We start from the raw sequence: 17,666 nt of genomic DNA, 5'->3' as shown, positions 1-17,666 counted from the left end.
CGGTACTCCAGAAAATTGTTCGCAGGCGCCCATCAACGGGCGCCCTTCTTATATAGAGGGAGAAATCAGTCGATCTTGTTCAGCACTTCGCCGACCGCGTCGAACAGGCGATCGAGGTCTTGCGGCTTGCTGTTGAAGGTTGGCCCGAACTGCAGGGTGTCACCGCCGAAGCGCACGTAGAACCCGGCTTTCCACAGCGCCATACCCGCCTCGAACGGACGCACGATCGCGTCGCCGTCACGCGGGGCAATCTGGATCGCACCAGCCAAGCCGTAGTTACGAATATCGATGACGTTCTTCGAACCCTTCAAACCATGCAAAGCATTTTCAAAGTGCGGCGCGACTTCGGCCACGCTCTGTACCAGGTTTTCCTTTTGCAGCAGGTCCAGTGCCGCCAGGCCGGCGGCGCACGCCACCGGGTGGGCCGAGTAGGTATAGCCGTGCGGGAATTCCACCGCGTACTCAGGCGTGGCCTGGTTCATGAAGGTCTGGTAGATCTCGGAGCTGGCAATCACCGCGCCCATCGGGATCGCGCCGTTGGTGACTTGTTTGGCAATGCACATCAGGTCCGGAGTCACGCCGAAGCTGTCGGCGCCGAACATCGAACCGGTACGGCCGAAACCGGTGATCACTTCGTCAAACACCAGCAGGATGTTGTGCTGGTCGCAGATGTCGCGCAGACGCTTGAGGTAGCCCTCAGGTGGAACCAGCACGCCAGCGGAACCGGCCATTGGTTCAACGAACACAGCCGCGATGTTCGATGCATCGTGCAGTTCGATCAACTTCAGCAGCTCATCCGCCAGGGCGATACCGCCCTCTTTCGGCATGCCACGGGAATAAGCATTGCTCGCCAGCAAAGTGTGCGGCAGGTGATCGACGTCCATCATCGCCTGACCGAACATTTTACGGTTGCCGTTCACGCCACCCAGGCTGGTGCCGGCGATGTTCACGCCGTGATAACCACGGGCACGGCCGATCATTTTGGTCTTGGTCGCCTGGCCTTTCAGACGCCAGTAAGCGCGGACCATTTTCACCGCGGTGTCCGCACACTCGGACCCCGAGTCAGTGAAGAACACATGATTCAGATTGCCCGGGGTCAGGTCGGTGATTTTTTCCGCCAACTGGAACGACAACGGATGGCCGTACTGGAAGCCCGGCGAGTAATCGAGGGTACCCAATTGCTTGGCGACGGCTTCCTGGATTTCCTTGCGGGTGTGCCCGGCGCCACAGGTCCACAGACCCGAGAGCGAATCGTAGACCTTGCGGCCCTTGTCGTCTGTCAGCCAACTGCCTTCGGCGGCGACGATCAGTCGCGGATCGCGCTGGAAATTTCGGTTGGCGGTGTAGGGCATCCAGTGCGCATCAAGTTTGAGCTGGCTGGCCAGGGAAGACGGGGCGTTTTCGGGCAAGTTCATGATTAAAACCTCGCAGGGCAATAAGCGGCGTAGAGATCAAAAGCGTTCTTGCAGCTAAATTGCCACGGGGCTAGAGTCGGTGAAACCCAACTCTTCTAACGTTCAGTCAGGCCGGCACTAAACTTATGAGCACTCGACGCCCCGATCCTCTGGCCCAAGTCAGCGACTTTGATATCCGCTTATTGAGGATTTTCCGCAGCGTGGTGGAGTGCGGCGGCTTCTCTGCAGCCGAATCGGTGCTCGGCATTGGCCGTTCGGCCATCAGCCAGCAAATGAGCGATCTGGAACAACGCCTCGGCCTGCGTCTGTGCCAACGCGGTCGCGCCGGTTTCTCCCTGACCGAAGAAGGCCGCGAGGTCTATCAATCGGCGTTGCAGCTATTAAGTGCGCTGGAAAGTTTCCGTACCGAGGTCAACGGCCTGCACCAACACCTGCGCGGCGAACTGACCATCGGCCTGACCGACAACCTGGTCACCCTGCCCCACATGCGCATCACCCATGCCTTGGCGCAGTTGAAGGAACGCGGGCCGGATGTGCAGATTCAGATTCGCATGATTGCGCCTAATGAAGTCGAACAAGGCGTGCTCGACGGGCGCCTGCATGTCGGCGTAGTGCCGCAAGCCAGTGCGTTGTCGGGGCTGGAATACCAACCGCTCTACAGCGAGCGTTCGCTGCTGTACTGCGCGGTGGGGCACCCGCTGTTTTACGTCGATGACAAACAACTTGACGACGAGCGCCTCAACAGCCAGGACGCCATCGCCCCGACCTTCCGCCTGCCCGCCGAGATCCAGGCCCATTACCAGGCGCTCAATTGCACCGCCAGTGCATCCGATCGCGAAGGAATGGCGTTCCTGATTCTGACCGGGCGCTACATCGGTTACCTGCCGGACCACTACGCCAGCCTTTGGGTCCAGCAGGGTCGGTTGCGCGCGCTCAAACCGACCGTGCGTTTTTATGATCTGAGCCTCGCCTCGGTCACGCGCAAGGGCCGGCGCCCGCATTTGGTGCTGGAAAGCTTCCTCGAAAGCCTGGCGACCACTCGCTAAACCACCACGAAACCCTGTAGGAGCGAAGCTTGCTCGCGAAGGCGTCAGATCAGCCAACATCAATGCTGAATGTCAGGCCGCTTTCGCGAGCAAGCTTCGCTCCTACAGGGGTTGTGGTGTTGGAGGTTTTATCGTGTCGGCACTTGTCTGAAACCTGCGGGTGCGCTATCAACGCAGGGGTTGCACCCACAGACTATTTCGGAAGTGCCTATGACCTTTGAAGTCCCCGCCCACGGCGGCAAACCTGCCAGCCGCATTCGTCAGAAGAACGAAGAGACGATCCTCAAAGCCGCCGAAGATGAATTCGCCCGCCACGGGTTCAAAGGCACCAGCATGAACACCATCGCCCTGAATGCCGGGTTGCCCAAGGCGAACCTGCATTACTACTTCAGCAACAAGCTTGGGTTGTACGTGGCGGTGCTGAGCAACATCATCGAATTGTGGGACAGCACCTTCAACACGTTGACGGCCGAGGACGATCCGGCCGAAGCGCTGACCCGCTACATCCGCGCCAAGATGGAATTCTCCCGACGCCAGCCGCAAGCCTCGCGAATCTTCGCCATGGAAGTGATCAGCGGTGGCGAGTGTTTGACCGAATATTTCAACCAGGACTATCGCGCCTGGTTCCAGGGTCGGGCGGCGGTGTTCCAGGCGTGGATCGACGCCGGCAAAATGGACCCGGTGGACCCGGTGAACCTGATCTTCCTGTTGTGGGGCAGCACTCAGCATTACGCCGATTTCGCCACGCAGATCTGCCGGGTCAGCGGCCGCACCAAGCTGACCAAGCAAGACATGGAAGACGCCGGCAACAACCTGATCCGCATCATCCTCAAGGGCTGCGGCCTCACACCTGCCATTTAAGAAGCCTATGCCTTTTACCCTCAGCGGTCTTTGCGAGTACCGCGAAGAGATTCGCAAAAGCCGCTTCATCACCTTCGCCGGGCCGATCAGTAGCCCGGCCGAAGCCCAGGCGTTCATCGAGCAGCACAGCGACTTGAACGCCTCGCACAATTGCTGGGCCTGGAAGCTCGGCGACCAATACCGCAGCAACGACGATGGCGAACCCGGCGGCACCGCAGGCCGGCCGATCCTGGCAGCGATTGAAGCGCAGGATTGCGATCAGGTCGCGGTGCTGGTGATTCGTTGGTACGGCGGCATTCAACTTGGTACCGGCGGCTTGGCCAGAGCCTACGGCGGCGGCGCGAACAAATGCCTGCAAGGGGCGCCGAAGGTTGAGTTGATCAGCCGGGTGCCGGTGAGTTGTGCCTGTGGGTTTGGCGAGCTGGCGTTGGTGAAGTTGCGGGTGGCGGAATTGGGTGGGTTGGTGGTGGGAGAGTCTTTTACGGCTAACGGTGTGGATTTGAAATTGGCGATTGGCGAGGCGCAAATCGAGACGTTGCAATTGCAGTTGGCGGATTTGAGTCGCGGGCGGATTTTGTTGGAGCGATAAGAGCAAGATCAAAAGATCGCAGTCTGCGGCAGCGCCTACAGGAGGTTGCTTTTTTTTGGGGCATTGGTGATTCCCCCTGCACTCCACACTTGCCCACATCTGCTGTGCACCCGGCTGTGGATAACCTGAGCACATTCCGCTGTAACCCTTCTGTCATGCGGCTTTCAGGGCTTTGTTCATTTTTCGTCCAAAGTGCCACTAAATTTTCCAAACCCACCAAAAAACAAACAGTTAGCGCGGTTTATGTCCTTTAGAAGATAGCCGCTCAGTGCTTATGCCCGAGCGTCGGGCTTGCGCACAAATACTGTGGAGCAACCTGTGGATAACCCGTTCATGACTGGCGCAGCCCCATATCTGGCATAGCTTGCAGTCGACTGCTCGTTTTTTGATCAAGTAAGCGCGGGCAAAACCGGAGCCGGATCAACGGCTTTGCCCTCAAGTGGTGCTTGATTCAGCGGCGAAACAGTTCCTGGGACACTGGCGAAGCCCTTGATCGGCAAGGCTTTTCAAATTTCCTGACTCAATGGCCAGAAAATTGCTTTATCCACAGGCATAACTCCAAGCGACCGAGCCAGTCATGCCCAGCCCCGATCCAACCCCACGCCTGCAACTGCGCAACATCAGCAAACGCTACCCCGGCTGCCTGGCCAACGATGCCATCGACCTGAGTATCGCACCCGGTGAAATCCATGCCCTGCTCGGTGAAAACGGCGCGGGCAAAAGTACGCTGATGAAGATCATCTACGGCGTCACCCACGCTGATTCCGGGGAAGTGATCTGGCAAGGGCAACGCGTGGCCATGCGCAATCCGGCCCAGGCCCGAGGCTTGGGGATCGGCATGGTGTTCCAGCATTTCTCGCTGTTCGAAACCCTGAGCGTGGCGCAGAACATAGCCCTGGCCATGGGTGCGGCGGCCGGCACGCCGAAACAGCTTGAGCCAAAGATCCGCGAAGTGTCCCACCGCTACGGCATGGCGCTGGAACCGGAGCGCCTGGTCCACAGCCTGTCCATTGGAGAACGGCAACGCGTAGAAATCATTCGCTGCCTGATGCAAGACATTCGTCTGTTGATCCTCGATGAGCCGACTTCGGTGCTGACGCCGCAAGAGGCCGACGAATTGTTCATCACCCTGCGCCGATTGGCTGGCGAGGGTTGCAGCATTTTGTTTATCAGCCACAAGCTCGGTGAAGTCCGCGCGTTGTGCCACAGCGCCACGGTGTTGCGCGGCGGTCGAGTGGCCGGGCATTGCGTGCCGGCCGAGTGTTCGGATCAGCAATTGGCGCGGTTGATGGTCGGTGAAGCGGCCGAGTTGATCACTGACTTCCCGAAGGTCATCGGCGGCGAAGTTTTCTTGAAGGTGACTGGATTGTCCTGGCACAACCCGGACCCGTTCGGTTGCTCGCTCAAAGACATCGATCTGGAAGTGCGCAGCGGTGAAATCGTCGGCATCGCCGGAGTCGCGGGCAACGGACAGGATGAGTTGCTGGCGTTGCTTAGCGGTGAACAACGCCTCGATCGCAACAAAAGCAAAACCATCAGTTTCACCGGGCAAGCCGTCGCGCATCTGCGCCCCGATGCGCGACGCAATCTCGGCCTCGCCTTCGTCCCCGCCGAACGCCTCGGCCACGGCGCGGTGCCGGAACTGAGCCTGGCCGACAACGCCCTGCTCACGGCATTCCAACAAGGATTGGTCAGCAACGGCTTGATCCTGCGCGCCAAGGTCGAGGCGTTAGCCGAAGAGATCATCCGCCGTTTCGCAGTGAAGACGCCCAGTACCCACGCCCCGGCCCGCAGCCTGTCCGGCGGCAACCTGCAGAAATTCATCCTCGGCCGGGAAATCCTCCAGCAGCCGAAATTGCTGGTGGCCGCGCACCCGACCTGGGGCGTGGATGTCGGTGCGGCGGCAACCATTCACCGCGCGCTGATTGCCTTGCGCGACGCCGGCGCGGCGATCCTGGTGATTTCCGAAGACCTCGATGAACTGTTCCAGATTTGCGATCGGCTCGGCGCCTTGTGCAGCGGCCGATTGTCGCCACTCAAGGCCACCGTCGACACCCGGCTGAGCGACGTCGGTGGCTGGATGGCCGGCCAGTTCGACGCCCCTCACTCACCTGCACCCGCAACGGTTTAACGGAGTTTCACATGCTGCTTTCTCTCGAACCCCGTGGCCAGCAATCGCGCCTGATGTTGTGGTGCTCGCCGTTGCTGGCGGCGGCGCTGACCCTGGGCTGCGGCTCTTTGTTGTTTATCGCCTTGGGCCACGACCCATTGCTGACCTTACACACCTTGCTGATCGCACCGATCAGCGATTTGTATGGCGTTTCCGAGTTGCTGGTCAAAGCCTTGCCGATTCTGCTGTGCGCTTTGGGGCTGGCGGTGGCGTATCAGGCGCGGATCTGGAACATCGGCGCCGAAGGTCAACTGCTGCTCGGCGCCCTGGCCGGCAGTGCGCTGGCGGTGAATATCATCGACATGCAAAGTCGCTGGGCGCTGGCGTTCATTCTGCTGGTCGGTACGTTGGCCGGCGCCGCGTGGGCCGGGCTCACGGCGTGGTTGCGCACGCGCTTCAACGCCAACGAAATCCTCACCAGCATCATGCTCAATTACATCGCCCTCAACCTGTTGCTGTTCTGTGTGCACGGGCCGCTGAAAGACCCGGCCGGGTTCAACTTTCCAGAGTCTGCGATGTTTGGCGATGCCAGCCGCTTGCCGTTGTTGATGGAGGACGGTCGGGTTCACGCCGGGGTGTATTTCGCCCTGCTGGCGTTGGTTGCGGTGTGGGTGTTGCTGCAGAAAAGTTTTGTCGGGTTTCAGATCAAAGTGCTTGGGCTGGATAAGCGCGCCGCCGGTTTCGTCGGCTTTCGCGAGAAACGCCTAATCTGGCTGGCGCTGTTGATCAGTGGTGGTTTGGCGGGATTGGCCGGGGTTTGCGAAGTCACCGGGCCGATTGGCCAACTGGTGCCGCAAGTCTCACCGGGCTACGGCTATGCGGCGATCACCGTGGCGTTTCTCGGGCGACTCAATCCCATCGGCATTCTGTTTTCCAGCCTGTTGATGGCGCTGCTGTACATCGGCGGCGAGAGTGCGCAGATGAGCATGAACCTGCCGCAAGCGATTACTCAATTGTTCCAGGGGATGATGCTGTTTTTCCTGTTGGCCAGTGACGTGCTGATTCTCTACCGACCACGTTTGAACCTGCGCTGGGCCCGCCGCGCCCCCGCCACCGCCGTAACCGCTGGAGCGCTGTGATGGATATCGATCTGCTGAGCAACATTTTCTACGCCATGGTCCGCTGCGGTACGCCGTTGCTGCTGGTGGCGCTGGGCGAACTGATCTGCGAGAAGAGCGGCGTCCTCAATCTGGGCCAGGAAGGCATGATGCTGTTTGGCGCGGTGATCGGTTTTATCGTCGCCCTGAACAGCGGCAACCTGTGGCTCGGCGTGTTGCTGGCGATGCTGGCCGGGATGCTGCTGTCGTCGCTGTTTGCCTTGGTGGCGTTGGTGTTCAACGCCAATCAAGTGGCCACCGGGTTGGCGCTGACGATCTTCGGCGTAGGCCTGTCGACCTTTGTCGGTGCGGCGTGGGTCGGTAAACCGCTGGCCGGTTTTGAGCCGGTGGCGATTCCGTATTTGAGTGAGATTCCGCTGATCGGGCGGATGCTGTTTGCCCAGGATTTGTTGGTGTACCTGTCGTTCGCGCTGTTTGCGCTGGTGGCGTGGGTGATTCTGAAAAGTCGTGTGGGTTTGATCATTCAAGCGGTCGGGGAAAACCCGGACGCGGCCAGTGCCATGGGTTTGCCGGTGCTCGGTGTGCGTACCTTGGCGGTGCTGTTTGGCGGGGCGATGGCCGGGTTGGCCGGGGCTTATTTGTCCCTGGCCTATACGCCGATGTGGGCGGAAAACATGAGCGCCGGGCGCGGCTGGATTGCCTTGGCGCTGGTGGTGTTTGCCAGTTGGCGGGTGTGGCGGTTGTTGCTTGGGGCGTACCTGTTCGGGCTCGCCAGCATCCTGCATTTGGTGGCGCAGGGGTTGGGGCTGGCGATTCCTTCCAGTTTGTTGGCGATGCTGCCGTATGTCGCGACCATTGTGGTGTTGGTGCTGTTGTCCCGGGATGCGCTGCGCACGCGGCTGTATGCGCCGGTGTCGTTGGGGCAGCCGTGGCAGGGAGGGCATTAGCGGTTGGCAGGTCCGGCCTCTTCGCGGGCAGGCCTCGCTCCTACTAGAGCGACGCAGCCCCCGTGGGAGCAAGGCTTGCCCGCGAAGGCGTCCGCACCGGCAACACCTGAACCACGCCCCACGCCAATTCAAAGAACAGGAAAATCACCAATAACGAACTGGCACCCTGGGCCAAGGCATAAGCCTGCCACGCCGCAAACAGAAACCGTCCCACCGCGTCATACCGACCGTAAATCGGCTGCGGATCGCGAATCCGCAACACCGCCCAAACACACACAATCGACCCCAACAGATTCGCCATTAACATGTGCATCGGCTCGAACGCCGGCAGCTCACCCGGCAGATTCAACGCCTGACTCAACCCCGTTAGCGCACCGTGAAGCAAAGCAAAACTCCACGGTGTGACAAACGCCGCCGTCACGATCAAGTCGTACCAGGCGCTGCCGCGCACCACTCGGCGATATTGTGTTGAAGTCCACATCGGCGTTGCTCCATAAATTCAGGGAGCAACAAGGCTAAAGCCTGGAGTATGCTCCAAGGTCAAGCCTTTCTGAGACGTCATGATGCGCATCGGTGAATTAGCCCAGGCCAGCGCCGTCAGCCGCGACACGTTGCGCTTCTACGAGCAGCGCGGGTTGATCGCGGCGCAACGCAGCGCCAACGGTTATCGCGACTACCCGGCGGACATGGTGCAACTGGTGCTGTACATCAAGACCGCTCAGCGACTGGGGTTTACCCTCGACGAGATCGGCAACAGTGTCGCCGCGTTGTGGCAATCGCCCGACCCGGACAGTGCCGTCACGCAATTGCTGCAAGACAAGCTCAAGCTGATCGAAACCCGAATGGACGAACTCGGCGCCCTGCGCAACGAGTTGCAGCAACGGCTCGGTCAACGTTGTCCACTAAATCCGTGATTCTCTTTTATCAAGGAAGCCACTCATGTCCACGGCAAAAACCGCACTCATCATCGGCGCCTCCCGGGGCCTGGGCCTCGGCCTGGTGAAAACCCTGCTGGCCGACGGCTGGCAAGTCACCGCCACCGTGCGCAACCCGCAGAACGCCGAGGCGCTGCAAGCGCTGGGCAAGGTCCGGATTGAAAAACTCGACATGGATGATCAGCAAGCGGTCATCGCGCTGAACCAGCAACTCAAGGGCGAAGTGTTTGACTTGCTGTTCGTGAATGCCGGGGTCAAAGGGCCAGATGTTCAAACTCCGGGTGGCGCGACACTGGCCGAAGTCGGGCAACTGTTTTTCACCAACGCCGTGGCGCCGATCAACCTGGCCCAGCGCTTCGCCGGGCAGATTCGCGACGGCAGCGGCGTGCTGGCGTTCATGAGCTCGGTGCTGGGTAGCGTGACCATGCCCGACGCGCCGGAACTGGCGCTGTACAAGGCGAGCAAGGCAGCGTTGAACTCGATGACCAATAGCTTTGTGACGCAGCTGGGCGAGCAGAAACTCACCGTGTTGTCGCTGCATCCGGGTTGGGTGAAGACGGATATGGGCGGTGAAGGCGCTGATATTGACGTCGAAACCAGTACCCGTGGTTTGGTGGATCAGGTGAACGCGTACACCGGCAAGGGCGGTCATCACTTCGTGAACTACAAGGGTGAAACCATTCCCTGGTAACCCCCGCGAAAACCTGTAGGAGCGAGGCTTGCCCGCGAAGGCGGTGTGTCATCCAACAATGTTGTCGACTGACACGCCGCCTTCGCGGGCAAGTCGAATCGTCGCACCGCTCGCTCCTACAGGGGAACGTGTCGTCTGGTCGGGCTGGGCTTGCTCACAACGCACTTTTGTTTGAAACTCCGCACCTCGTCCCACGCGGCGACCCTGGATCAGCAGACAGGGTAATCACTGAGCTGGCTAACCTGAACCCACTTTCAGAGGAGCCGGCCAACATGCCTGCGACCCGTACCTGGTTAAAAAATCCCCTCGCAATCTTTACTGCCAATGGCCTCGATGCCCGTGGCGGTCTGGTGGTGCAAGACGGTGTGATCGTTGAACTGCTCGCCGCTGGCCAGCAACCGTCCGCGCCCTGTGGACAAGTCTTCGATGCCCGCGAGCATGTGATCCTGCCCGGCCTGATCAACACCCATCACCATTTCTACCAAACCCTGACCCGCGCCTGGGCGCCGGTGGTCAATCAGCCGTTGTTCCCGTGGCTGAAAACCCTGTACCCGGTCTGGGCCCGCCTCACCCCGGAAAAACTCGCCCTCGCCAGCAAAGTCGCGTTGGCCGAGTTGCTGCTGTCCGGCTGCACCACCGCCGCCGATCACCATTACCTGTTTCCCGAAGGCCTGGAAAACGCGATCGACGTACAGGTCGAAAGCGTCCGTGAACTGGGCATGCGCGCCATGCTCACCCGCGGTTCCATGAGCCTCGGCGAAAAGGACGGAGGCCTGCCACCGCAGCAGACCGTGCAGCAAGGTGAAGTGATCCTCGACGACAGTCAGCGCCTGATCGCCGCCTACCACGAACGGGGCGACGGCGCGCAAATCCAGATCGCCCTGGCGCCGTGCTCGCCGTTCTCGGTAACCCCGCAAATCATGTCCGCCAGCGCCGAACTGGCGAACAAACTCGACGTGCGCCTGCACACTCACCTGGCGGAAACCCTCGACGAAGAAGACTTCTGCCTGCAACGCTTCGGCCTGCGCACCGTGGATTACCTGGACAGCGTCGGCTGGCTCGGCCCACGCACCTGGCTGGCCCACGGCATCCATTTCAACCCCGACGAAATCGCCCGCCTCGGCGCCGCCGGCACCGGGATTTGCCATTGCCCGAGCTCGAACATGCGCCTGGCCTCCGGCATCTGCCCGACACTGGATCTGACCGCTGCCGGTGCGTTGCTGGGCCTGGGTGTGGACGGTTCGGCGTCCAACGATGCGTCGAACATGATGCTCGAAACCCGTCAGGCGCTGTACATCCAGCGCCTGCGCTATGGCGCCGAGAAGATCACCCCGGAACTGGTCCTGGGCTGGGCGACCAAGGGCTCGGCGAGTTTGCTCGGGCGTAACGACATCGGTGAGCTGGCGGTGGGCAAGCAGGCGGACCTGGCGCTGTTCAAGCTCGATGAACTGCGGTTTTCCGGTAGCCATGATCCGGTGTCGGCGCTGCTGTTGTGCGGCGCGGATCGCGCGGATCGAGTGATGATCGGCGGCAAGTGGCGGGTGATTGATGGGCAGGTTGAGGGGTTGGATCTGAAGGGGTTGATTGCGGATCATAGCCAGGCGGCTCGGCAACTGATCGCCGGCGTCTGATCGGACGCCTTCGCGGGCAAGCCTCGCTCCTACAGGTTTTGTGCCAGTCATGAGATTGGCGCAAAACCTGTAGGAGCGAGGCTTGCCCGCGAAGCTCTTAAAGGCCCAGCAACGACAACATGATAAACGTCGCAAACAACACAAAATGCGTCATGCCCTCAATGGCATTGGTTTCCCCGTCATTGAGGTTGATCGCACTGACGATCAACGTCAGGAAGATCATCACCGTCTGCACCGGGGTCATCGCCATCTGAAACGGTTGGCCGGTGTAGAGCGCCATGGCTTCCATCACCGGCACGGTCAGGATTACCGTCGACAGCGAAGCCCCCATCGCGATGTTGACCACCGATTGCATGCGGTTAGCCAAGGCTGCGCGCAACGCGGTCAGGATCTCTGGGGCGGCGGAGATCGCTGCCACCAGGATCGCCGTGATCACTGGCGGTGCGCCCGTGCCTTCAAGGCCCAGGTCGAGGGTTTTGGACATCACTTCGGCCAGTGCGCCGATCACCACCACGCCAAACACCAGGGTCGCGATGCTGAGCGGCACGTTGACCGATTCGGCGTCCTCTTCGGGGTCTTTCTTGCGGCGTTTTTCCGGGTAGCTGTAGCTGAAGAAGTAACTGTGCGGCCCGACCTGCATGCGCAGGAACAAGGTATAGAGCACGACCATCGCGCCAATGGTGAACGCCGAATAAACCTTCCAATTGGCCTCGGGAATGAACTCCGGCACCACCATGGAAACGCCCATGGCGGTGAGGATCATCACGCTGTAGCTGCGCGCCGAATCGTCGTTGTAGGACTGTTCGCCATGCTTGATCCCACCCATCAACGCGGCCAGGCCGAGGATGCCGTTGATATCGAGCATTACCGCCGAGTAAATCGTGTCGCGCACCAGGGTCGGCGAGGCTTCGTTGCTCATCATGATCGCCAGGATCACCACTTCCACCAGCACCGCAGCCAGGGTCAGGATCATCGTGCCGTAGGGGTCGCCGACTTTCTCCGCGAGCAGTTCGGCGTGATGCGCGACACGCATGGAGGCCACGACGATGAAGGCGATCAGCACCAGGCCGGCGGCCAGTGCGACGGGCTGGCCGCTGTGCAGCATCCAGTGCTCCAACGGGTAGGCGATGATGGCGGCGAGGACGGCCAGCAGCAGGAAACTTTCTTGCTTGAGGTGTGTGAGCATTGCGAGCCTTTTGCACAGGGGAGCGGGATCGGTGTGATGAGCTACTGACTGCGGGGCGGCGCTAACGTTTCGTTACACCTTAGCGCACCAGTGGATGGCGTGGATGGGCAAGCGTGCACCGGGATAGTTCTGCGGCAGCCGTCAGGGCCTCTTCGCGGGCAAGCCTCGCTCCTGCAGGGGCGGTGTTCGCGTCGTTTTTGTAGGAGCGAGGCTTGCCCGCGAAGGCCTCCACACGATTTCGGATTTTTTTGTTGTCCTGTTGGTCAGCAATTTGCATTGACCTCGCCAACCTCAAAACAAAATGGAGTTCGAGTTCATGCATAAACGTCCGTTGAAGAAGTTGCTGTGCACCGTCGCGGCGGCCATCGGTCTGAGCGCCAGCCTGAGCGCCAGTGCCGCCGACCCGCTGAAAGTCGGCTTCGTCTACATCGGCCCGATCGGTGACCACGGCTGGACGTATCAGCATGAACAGGGACGCAAGGCGCTGGCGGAGAAGTTCGGTTCGCAGATCACCACCAATTACGTGGAGAACGTCGCCGAAGGCGCCGACGCCGAGCGGGTGATCCGCAACATGGCCAAGGACAACTACGACCTGATCTTCACCACCTCCTTCGGCTACATGAACCCGACCCTGAAAGTCGCCAAGCAATTCCCAAAGGTCACTTTCGAACACGCCACCGGCTACAAGCAGGACAAAAACCTCGGCACCTACCTGGCGCGCACCTATGAGGGACGCTATGTAGGAGGTTTCCTCGCGGCGAAGATGACCAAGACCAAGAAGATCGGTTACGTCGCCTCGTTCCCGATCCCGGAAGTGATCCGCGACATCAACGCCATTCAACTGGCCCTGAACAAGTACAACCCCGGCACCGAGATCAAGGTGGTGTGGGTCAACTCGTGGTTCGATCCGGGTAAAGAGGCGGATGCCGCCAACGCGCTGATCGACCAGGGCGTGGACGTGGTGTTCCAGCACACCGACAGCCCGGCGCCGATCCAGGCCGCCGAACGTCGCGGCGTGTATGCCGTGGGCTACGCTTCGGACATGGCGCACTTCGGGCCGAAAGCGGTGCTGACCTCCATCGTCAACGACTGGGGCCCGCACTACATTCAAGCGACCCAGAGCGTGCTCGACCACACCTGGAAATCCCAGGATTACTGGGGTGGTTTGAAGGAAGGTACGGTTGAACTGCCGATCAGCGACCTGGTGCCGGCGCCGGTGAAAGCCGAGGCCGAGCAGATCATTGCCGATATCAAGAGCGGTGCGCTGCATCCGTTTACCGGGCCGATCAAGGACCAGGCCGGTGTCGAGAAAATTGCGGCGGGGGCAACGGCGAGCAATGCGGAATTGGCGTCGATGAATTATTACGTGGAAGGCATGAAGGCCGACATTCCGAAGTAATTCCCTTCTGCAGATCGTTCCCACGCTCCGCGTGGGAATGCAGCCCGGGACGCTCCGCGTCCCCTTGGAACGCGGAGCGTCCCATGAGGCATTCCCACGTGGAGCGTGGGAACGATCATTAACCGAGATAGCGCCACATGAATCAGCTCCCGATCATCGACATCGCCCCGCTCTACACCGACGACCAGGATGCCTGGCAATCCGTCGCCACCCAAATCGACCACGCCTGCCGCAATTGGGGCTTCTTCTACATCAAGGGTCATCCGATCAGCGCCGCCCGCATCGACGCCGTGCTCGACCACGCCCAACGTTTCTTCGCCCTGCCCGCCGCCGAAAAACTCAAGATCGACATCACCCAGACCCGACACCATCGCGGCTACGGCGCCATCGCCACCGAGCAACTGGACCCAAGCAAACCCAGCGACCTGAAAGAAACCTTCGACATGGGCCTGCACCTGCCCGCCGATCACCCGCAAGTGCTGGCAGAAAAACCGCTGCGCGGCCCCAATCGCCATCCCTCGATGCCCGGTTGGCCAGCGCTGATGGAGCAGCACTACCTCGACATGCAGGCCCTCGCCCAAACCCTGTTGCGCGCCATGACGATGGCGCTCGGCATTGAACGGGACTTCTTCGACACACGCTTTAACGAGCCGGTCAGCGTGCTGCGGATGATTCACTACCCGCCGCGCCACACCGCCAGTTCCGAAGAGCAACAAGGCGCCGGCGCCCACACCGATTACGGCTGCATCACCCTGCTCTACCAGGACGCCGCCGGTGGCCTGCAAGTGCGCAACGTCAAAGGTCAATGGATAGACGCGCCGCCGATCGAAGGCACGTTCGTGGTGAACCTCGGCGACATGATGGCGCGCTGGAGCAACGATCGTTACCTGTCGACACCGCACCGGGTGATCAGTCCGCTGGGTGTGGACCGCTACTCCATGCCGTTCTTCGCCGAACCGCATCCCGACACACCCATCGAATGCCTGCCCGGTTGCCAGGATGAATCGCATCCGGCGAAATATCCGGCCACCACCTGCGCTGAATTCCTGCTATCACGCTTCGCCGATACCTACGCCTATCGCCGGGAACAGGAAGCGGTTTGATCAACCGTCTGGTCAGGTTTTACCAATTGTTGCAGCGAGCATCTGTAGAATGCCGTCATTGCACCTGATGAGAATTCGAACATGTACGACTGGCTGAATGCCCTGCCCAAGGCAGAACTGCACTTGCACCTGGAAGGCTCGCTGGAGCCTGAGCTGCTGTTCGCCCTGGCCGAACGCAACAAGATCGCCCTGCCTTGGGACGACGTCGAAACCCTGCGCAAGGCCTACGCCTTCAACAACCTGCAGGAGTTTCTCGACCTGTACTACAAGGGTGCCGATGTGCTGCGCACCTCCCAGGATTTCTACGACCTGACCTGGGCCTACCTGTTGCGTTGCAAGGCGCAGAACGTGATTCACACCGAACCGTTCTTCGACCCGCAGACCCACACCGATCGTGGCGTGCCGTTCGAAGTGGTGCTCAACGGCATCGCGGCTGCGCTGAAAGATGGCGAGCAGCAACTGGGTATCACCAGCGGTTTGATCCTGAGCTTCCTGCGTCACTTGAGCGAAGACGAAGCACAGAAAACCCTCGACCAGGCGCTGCCGTTCCGCGATGCGTTTGTGGCCGTGGGCCTGGACAGTTCGGAGATGGGTCACCCGCCGAGCAAGTTTCAGCGCGTGTTTGATCGTGCTCGCCACGAAGGCTTCCTGACCGTCGCCCACGCTGGTGAAGAAGGCCCGCCGGAGTACATCTGGGAAGCCATCGACCTGCTGAAAATCCAGCGTATCGACCATGGCGTGCGCGCCATCGAAGACGAGCGCCTGATGCAGCGGATCATCGACGAGCAGATCCCGCTGACCGTGTGCCCGTTGTCGAACACCAAGCTTTGCGTGTTCGATCACATGTCCCAGCACAACATCCTCGACATGCTTGAACGCGGGGTGAAAGTGACGGTGAACTCCGATGACCCGGCGTACTTCGGCGGTTATGTCACAGAGAACTTCCATGCGCTGTACACCGATCTGGGCATGACCCAGGACCAGGCCAAGCGCTTGGCCCAGAACAGCCTGGATGCTCGACTGGTCAAACCGTAAGCTTGCCGCAATGATCGTTCCCACGCTCCGCGTGGGAATGCAGCCCGGGACGCTCCGCGTCCCAAAAGCGGACGCAGAGCGTCCATTGAGGCATTCCCACGCAAAGCGTGGGAACGATCTTCAAGTAACCGCCTCGCTCAACTCCTCCAACGTCTTGCCCCGCGTCTCCATCCCGAACATCCACACCACCGCCGCCGCAATCGCAAAGCACATCGCCCCCAAGGCGAACACTCCGCCCTGCCCGGTAATCGGGAACACCAGCCCGGTCACCAACGGCCCGAGCAACGAACCGACGCGCCCGATCGCCGAGGCAAACCCCGAGCCCGTGGCTCGCGCCGAGGTCGGGTACAGCTCCGGGGTGTAGGTGTAGAGCACGGCCCACATGCCGAACAGGAAGAATTGCATCAGCAGACCCGAGGTGATCAGCAGGGCGACGTTGCCGCCAAACACCGCGCTCTGGCCGTAGAGAAACGCCATTACCCCACCGCCCAGCAACGTCACAATGCACACCGGTTTACGTCCCCAGCGTTCCACCAGCCAGGCGGCCATGAGGAAACCGGGAATCCCGCCGAGGGAAATCAGCACCGTGTAATACACCGACTGGGTCACGGCAAAACCCGACTGTTGCAACAAGGCGCTGAGCCACGAGGTCAAGCCGTAGAAGCCGAGCAAAGCGAAGAACCAGACGCTCCAGATCATCATCGTGCGCTGGCGGTACAGCGGCGACCAGATCTGCTGCAACGCGGAAAAGAAAGTCCCCGGCGTGCTTGCCACTCGGGGCAAGCGGATCGGCGAGGGAAGATCAGAACGTCCCAAGGACCTGCGGACCCGATCTTCGATACCCAACAAGACCTTGTCCGCCGCCGCATGCTTGCCGGCCTGTTCGAGCCAGCGCGGTGACTCGGGAATGAAGAAACGAATCGCCAGGACAAACACCGCCGGCACCGCCAACACCAGGAAGATGTCGCGCCAGCCAATCACCGGCAACAGGAAATATGACAGCACCCCGGCGGCGACGAAACCCAGCGGCCAGAATCCGTCCATCAACGCGATATAGCGCCCACGGCCCTTGGCCGGAATCAGCTCCGAGAGCATCGACTGAGCGATGGGAAACTCCATGCCCATGCCGATCCCCAGGAGGATGCGGAACAGCGTCAGGGTTTCCACCGTCTGCGCGGTGGAGCACAGGTAACTGGCGAGGCCCCACAACACGATGCTCCACTGGAACACCGGTTTGCGCCCGAAACGGTCGGCCAGCATGCCGGACAGCGATGCCCCCAGCACCATGCCAAAGAAGCTCGAACTGGCCAGCAACCCGGCCTGGGCGCTGCTCAGGCCGAACTCGGTTTTGATCGAGCCGAGCAGGAACGTCATCATCGCCAGGTCCATGGAGTCGAAGAAAAACGCCAAGGCAATAATGATGAAAATAATGCGGTGATAGCCGCTGATGGGCAGCCGTTCCAAGCGTTCTGCCGCGCTGAATCCTGGTATTTCCATGCCACGTCCCCCCATCCGAAAGTCCCCGGATCGAGTGTGCGCGATAGCGGCTGGGGGTTATTGCTGGATGCGACCTGCCCGCAACCCTGAACGACGCCCGACA

General features: G+C 60.7%; 17 protein-coding genes. 12 read left to right on the top strand and 5 right to left on the bottom strand.

The genetic code is table 11. The features are described from left to right. Positions 1 to 65: 65 nt before the first annotated feature. Complete coding sequence (gene aptA, locus ACY4LX_RS04955; RefSeq protein WP_133839288.1) at positions 66 to 1,415, bottom strand: omega-aminotransferase AptA; 1,350 nt, start codon at positions 1,413 to 1,415, stop codon at positions 66 to 68. A 125-nt stretch (positions 1,416 to 1,540) separates the two neighbouring features. On the opposite strand from aptA, the gene ACY4LX_RS04950 reads away from it, so the two are divergent. The 6 genes from ACY4LX_RS04950 (at position 1,541) to ACY4LX_RS04925 (ending at position 8,086) form a co-directional block, all read left to right on the top strand. After that, positions 1,541 to 2,461 carry a LysR family transcriptional regulator gene (locus ACY4LX_RS04950; protein ID WP_463259331.1) on the top strand — a complete coding sequence of 307 codons (921 nt, stop codon included), beginning with the start codon at positions 1,541 to 1,543 and terminating at the stop codon, positions 2,459 to 2,461. Positions 2,462 to 2,671: 210 nt separating this feature from the next. After that, positions 2,672 to 3,322 carry a TetR/AcrR family transcriptional regulator gene (locus ACY4LX_RS04945; RefSeq protein WP_149660733.1) on the top strand — a complete coding sequence of 217 codons (651 nt, stop codon included), beginning with the start codon at positions 2,672 to 2,674 and terminating at the stop codon, positions 3,320 to 3,322. A gap of 7 nt (positions 3,323 to 3,329) precedes the next feature. Then, positions 3,330 to 3,911 carry an IMPACT family protein gene (locus ACY4LX_RS04940; RefSeq protein WP_149660732.1) on the top strand — a complete coding sequence of 194 codons (582 nt, stop codon included), beginning with the start codon at positions 3,330 to 3,332 and terminating at the stop codon, positions 3,909 to 3,911. 577 nt (positions 3,912 to 4,488) lie between these two features. After that, on the top strand, positions 4,489 to 6,042 hold the full coding sequence (locus tag ACY4LX_RS04935) for an ABC transporter ATP-binding protein (RefSeq protein WP_463259330.1): 1,554 nt from the start codon (positions 4,489 to 4,491) through the stop codon (positions 6,040 to 6,042). A gap of 11 nt (positions 6,043 to 6,053) precedes the next feature. Beyond that, positions 6,054 to 7,160, top strand: coding sequence for an ABC transporter permease (locus tag ACY4LX_RS04930; protein ID WP_463259329.1), 1,107 nt, complete (start codon positions 6,054 to 6,056; stop codon positions 7,158 to 7,160). Beyond that, positions 7,160 to 8,086, top strand: a complete 927-nt coding sequence (locus ACY4LX_RS04925) for an ABC transporter permease (protein ID WP_463259328.1) — start codon at positions 7,160 to 7,162, stop codon at positions 8,084 to 8,086. The genes ACY4LX_RS04930 and ACY4LX_RS04925 overlap by 1 nt, the downstream gene beginning before the upstream one ends. A gap of 43 nt (positions 8,087 to 8,129) precedes the next feature. On the opposite strand, the gene ACY4LX_RS04920 is transcribed toward ACY4LX_RS04925, so the two are convergent. After that, positions 8,130 to 8,567 carry a hypothetical protein gene (locus tag ACY4LX_RS04920; protein ID WP_463259327.1) on the bottom strand — a complete coding sequence of 146 codons (438 nt, stop codon included), beginning with the start codon at positions 8,565 to 8,567 and terminating at the stop codon, positions 8,130 to 8,132. Positions 8,568 to 8,649: 82 nt separating this feature from the next. Between ACY4LX_RS04920 and ACY4LX_RS04915 the strand changes: the two genes are divergently transcribed. The 3 genes from ACY4LX_RS04915 to ACY4LX_RS04905 all read left to right on the top strand — a co-directional run bounded on the left by ACY4LX_RS04915 (position 8,650) and on the right by ACY4LX_RS04905 (position 11,343). Then, positions 8,650 to 9,000 carry a MerR family transcriptional regulator gene (locus tag ACY4LX_RS04915; RefSeq protein ID WP_463260563.1) on the top strand — a complete coding sequence of 117 codons (351 nt, stop codon included), beginning with the start codon at positions 8,650 to 8,652 and terminating at the stop codon, positions 8,998 to 9,000. A 25-nt stretch (positions 9,001 to 9,025) separates the two neighbouring features. Then, entirely contained in the window at positions 9,026 to 9,712 is a 687-nt protein-coding gene (locus ACY4LX_RS04910) for an SDR family oxidoreductase (protein WP_463259326.1), read from the top strand. 272 nt (positions 9,713 to 9,984) lie between these two features. Next, positions 9,985 to 11,343 carry an 8-oxoguanine deaminase gene (locus ACY4LX_RS04905; RefSeq protein WP_463259325.1) on the top strand — a complete coding sequence of 453 codons (1,359 nt, stop codon included), beginning with the start codon at positions 9,985 to 9,987 and terminating at the stop codon, positions 11,341 to 11,343. Positions 11,344 to 11,440: 97 nt separating this feature from the next. Here ACY4LX_RS04905 and ACY4LX_RS04900 read toward each other — a convergent pair whose 3' ends face one another. After that, positions 11,441 to 12,529 carry a calcium:cation antiporter gene (locus tag ACY4LX_RS04900; RefSeq protein ID WP_463259324.1) on the bottom strand — a complete coding sequence of 363 codons (1,089 nt, stop codon included), beginning with the start codon at positions 12,527 to 12,529 and terminating at the stop codon, positions 11,441 to 11,443. A gap of 79 nt (positions 12,530 to 12,608) precedes the next feature. Continuing rightward, complete coding sequence (locus ACY4LX_RS04895) at positions 12,609 to 12,851, bottom strand: hypothetical protein (RefSeq protein WP_463259323.1); 243 nt, start codon at positions 12,849 to 12,851, stop codon at positions 12,609 to 12,611. On the opposite strand from ACY4LX_RS04895, the gene ACY4LX_RS04890 reads away from it, so the two are divergent. The 3 genes from ACY4LX_RS04890 (at position 12,846) to ACY4LX_RS04880 (ending at position 16,066) form a co-directional block, all read left to right on the top strand. Continuing rightward, positions 12,846 to 13,928: a BMP family ABC transporter substrate-binding protein gene (locus ACY4LX_RS04890; protein ID WP_463259322.1), complete on the top strand. Its 1,083-nt coding sequence runs from the start codon at positions 12,846 to 12,848 to the stop codon at positions 13,926 to 13,928. The genes ACY4LX_RS04895 and ACY4LX_RS04890 overlap by 6 nt on opposite strands. 137 nt (positions 13,929 to 14,065) lie before the next feature. Continuing rightward, a complete protein-coding gene (locus ACY4LX_RS04885) occupies positions 14,066 to 15,031 on the top strand; it encodes a 2-oxoglutarate and iron-dependent oxygenase domain-containing protein (RefSeq protein ID WP_463259321.1) in 966 nt (321 codons plus the stop codon). 81 nt (positions 15,032 to 15,112) lie between these two features. Further along, positions 15,113 to 16,066 (top strand): adenosine deaminase, encoded by a 954-nt coding sequence (locus tag ACY4LX_RS04880; RefSeq protein ID WP_054043972.1) that lies wholly within the window; start codon positions 15,113 to 15,115, stop codon positions 16,064 to 16,066. Positions 16,067 to 16,186: 120 nt separating this feature from the next. Here the strand turns inward: ACY4LX_RS04880 and ACY4LX_RS04875 are convergent, their stop codons facing one another. Beyond that, positions 16,187 to 17,563, bottom strand: a complete 1,377-nt coding sequence (locus ACY4LX_RS04875; protein ID WP_463259320.1) for an MFS transporter — start codon at positions 17,561 to 17,563, stop codon at positions 16,187 to 16,189. Positions 17,564 to 17,666: the final 103 nt, after the last annotated feature.

Source organism: Pseudomonas sp. Emmai (assembly GCF_055179735.1).
The sequence above is the reverse complement of the archived record's forward strand: the minus strand, read 5'-3'. Positions and strand labels throughout refer to the sequence as shown.

Excerpts from the sequence above, each read along its gene's own strand:
- aptA (WP_133839288.1), bottom strand. The coding sequence starts at position 1,415 with ATGAACTTGCCCGAAAACGCCCCGTCTTCCCTGGCCAGCCAGCTCAAA.
- ACY4LX_RS04915 (WP_463260563.1), top strand. The coding sequence starts at position 8,650 with ATGCGCATCGGTGAATTAGCCCAGGCCAGCGCCGTCAGCCGCGACACG.
- ACY4LX_RS04905 (WP_463259325.1), top strand. The coding sequence starts at position 9,985 with ATGCCTGCGACCCGTACCTGGTTAAAAAATCCCCTCGCAATCTTTACT.
- ACY4LX_RS04885 (WP_463259321.1), top strand. The coding sequence starts at position 14,066 with ATGAATCAGCTCCCGATCATCGACATCGCCCCGCTCTACACCGACGAC.
- ACY4LX_RS04925 (WP_463259328.1), top strand. The coding sequence starts at position 7,160 with ATGGATATCGATCTGCTGAGCAACATTTTCTACGCCATGGTCCGCTGC.
- ACY4LX_RS04890 (WP_463259322.1), top strand. The coding sequence starts at position 12,846 with ATGCATAAACGTCCGTTGAAGAAGTTGCTGTGCACCGTCGCGGCGGCC.
- ACY4LX_RS04875 (WP_463259320.1), bottom strand. The coding sequence starts at position 17,563 with ATGGAAATACCAGGATTCAGCGCGGCAGAACGCTTGGAACGGCTGCCC.
- ACY4LX_RS04895 (WP_463259323.1), bottom strand. The coding sequence starts at position 12,851 with ATGCATGAACTCGAACTCCATTTTGTTTTGAGGTTGGCGAGGTCAATG.
- ACY4LX_RS04920 (WP_463259327.1), bottom strand. The coding sequence starts at position 8,567 with ATGTGGACTTCAACACAATATCGCCGAGTGGTGCGCGGCAGCGCCTGG.
- ACY4LX_RS04940 (WP_149660732.1), top strand. The coding sequence starts at position 3,330 with ATGCCTTTTACCCTCAGCGGTCTTTGCGAGTACCGCGAAGAGATTCGC.
- ACY4LX_RS04910 (WP_463259326.1), top strand. The coding sequence starts at position 9,026 with ATGTCCACGGCAAAAACCGCACTCATCATCGGCGCCTCCCGGGGCCTG.
- ACY4LX_RS04945 (WP_149660733.1), top strand. The coding sequence starts at position 2,672 with ATGACCTTTGAAGTCCCCGCCCACGGCGGCAAACCTGCCAGCCGCATT.
- ACY4LX_RS04900 (WP_463259324.1), bottom strand. The coding sequence starts at position 12,529 with ATGCTCACACACCTCAAGCAAGAAAGTTTCCTGCTGCTGGCCGTCCTC.
- ACY4LX_RS04880 (WP_054043972.1), top strand. The coding sequence starts at position 15,113 with ATGTACGACTGGCTGAATGCCCTGCCCAAGGCAGAACTGCACTTGCAC.
- ACY4LX_RS04935 (WP_463259330.1), top strand. The coding sequence starts at position 4,489 with ATGCCCAGCCCCGATCCAACCCCACGCCTGCAACTGCGCAACATCAGC.
- ACY4LX_RS04950 (WP_463259331.1), top strand. The coding sequence starts at position 1,541 with ATGAGCACTCGACGCCCCGATCCTCTGGCCCAAGTCAGCGACTTTGAT.
- ACY4LX_RS04930 (WP_463259329.1), top strand. The coding sequence starts at position 6,054 with ATGCTGCTTTCTCTCGAACCCCGTGGCCAGCAATCGCGCCTGATGTTG.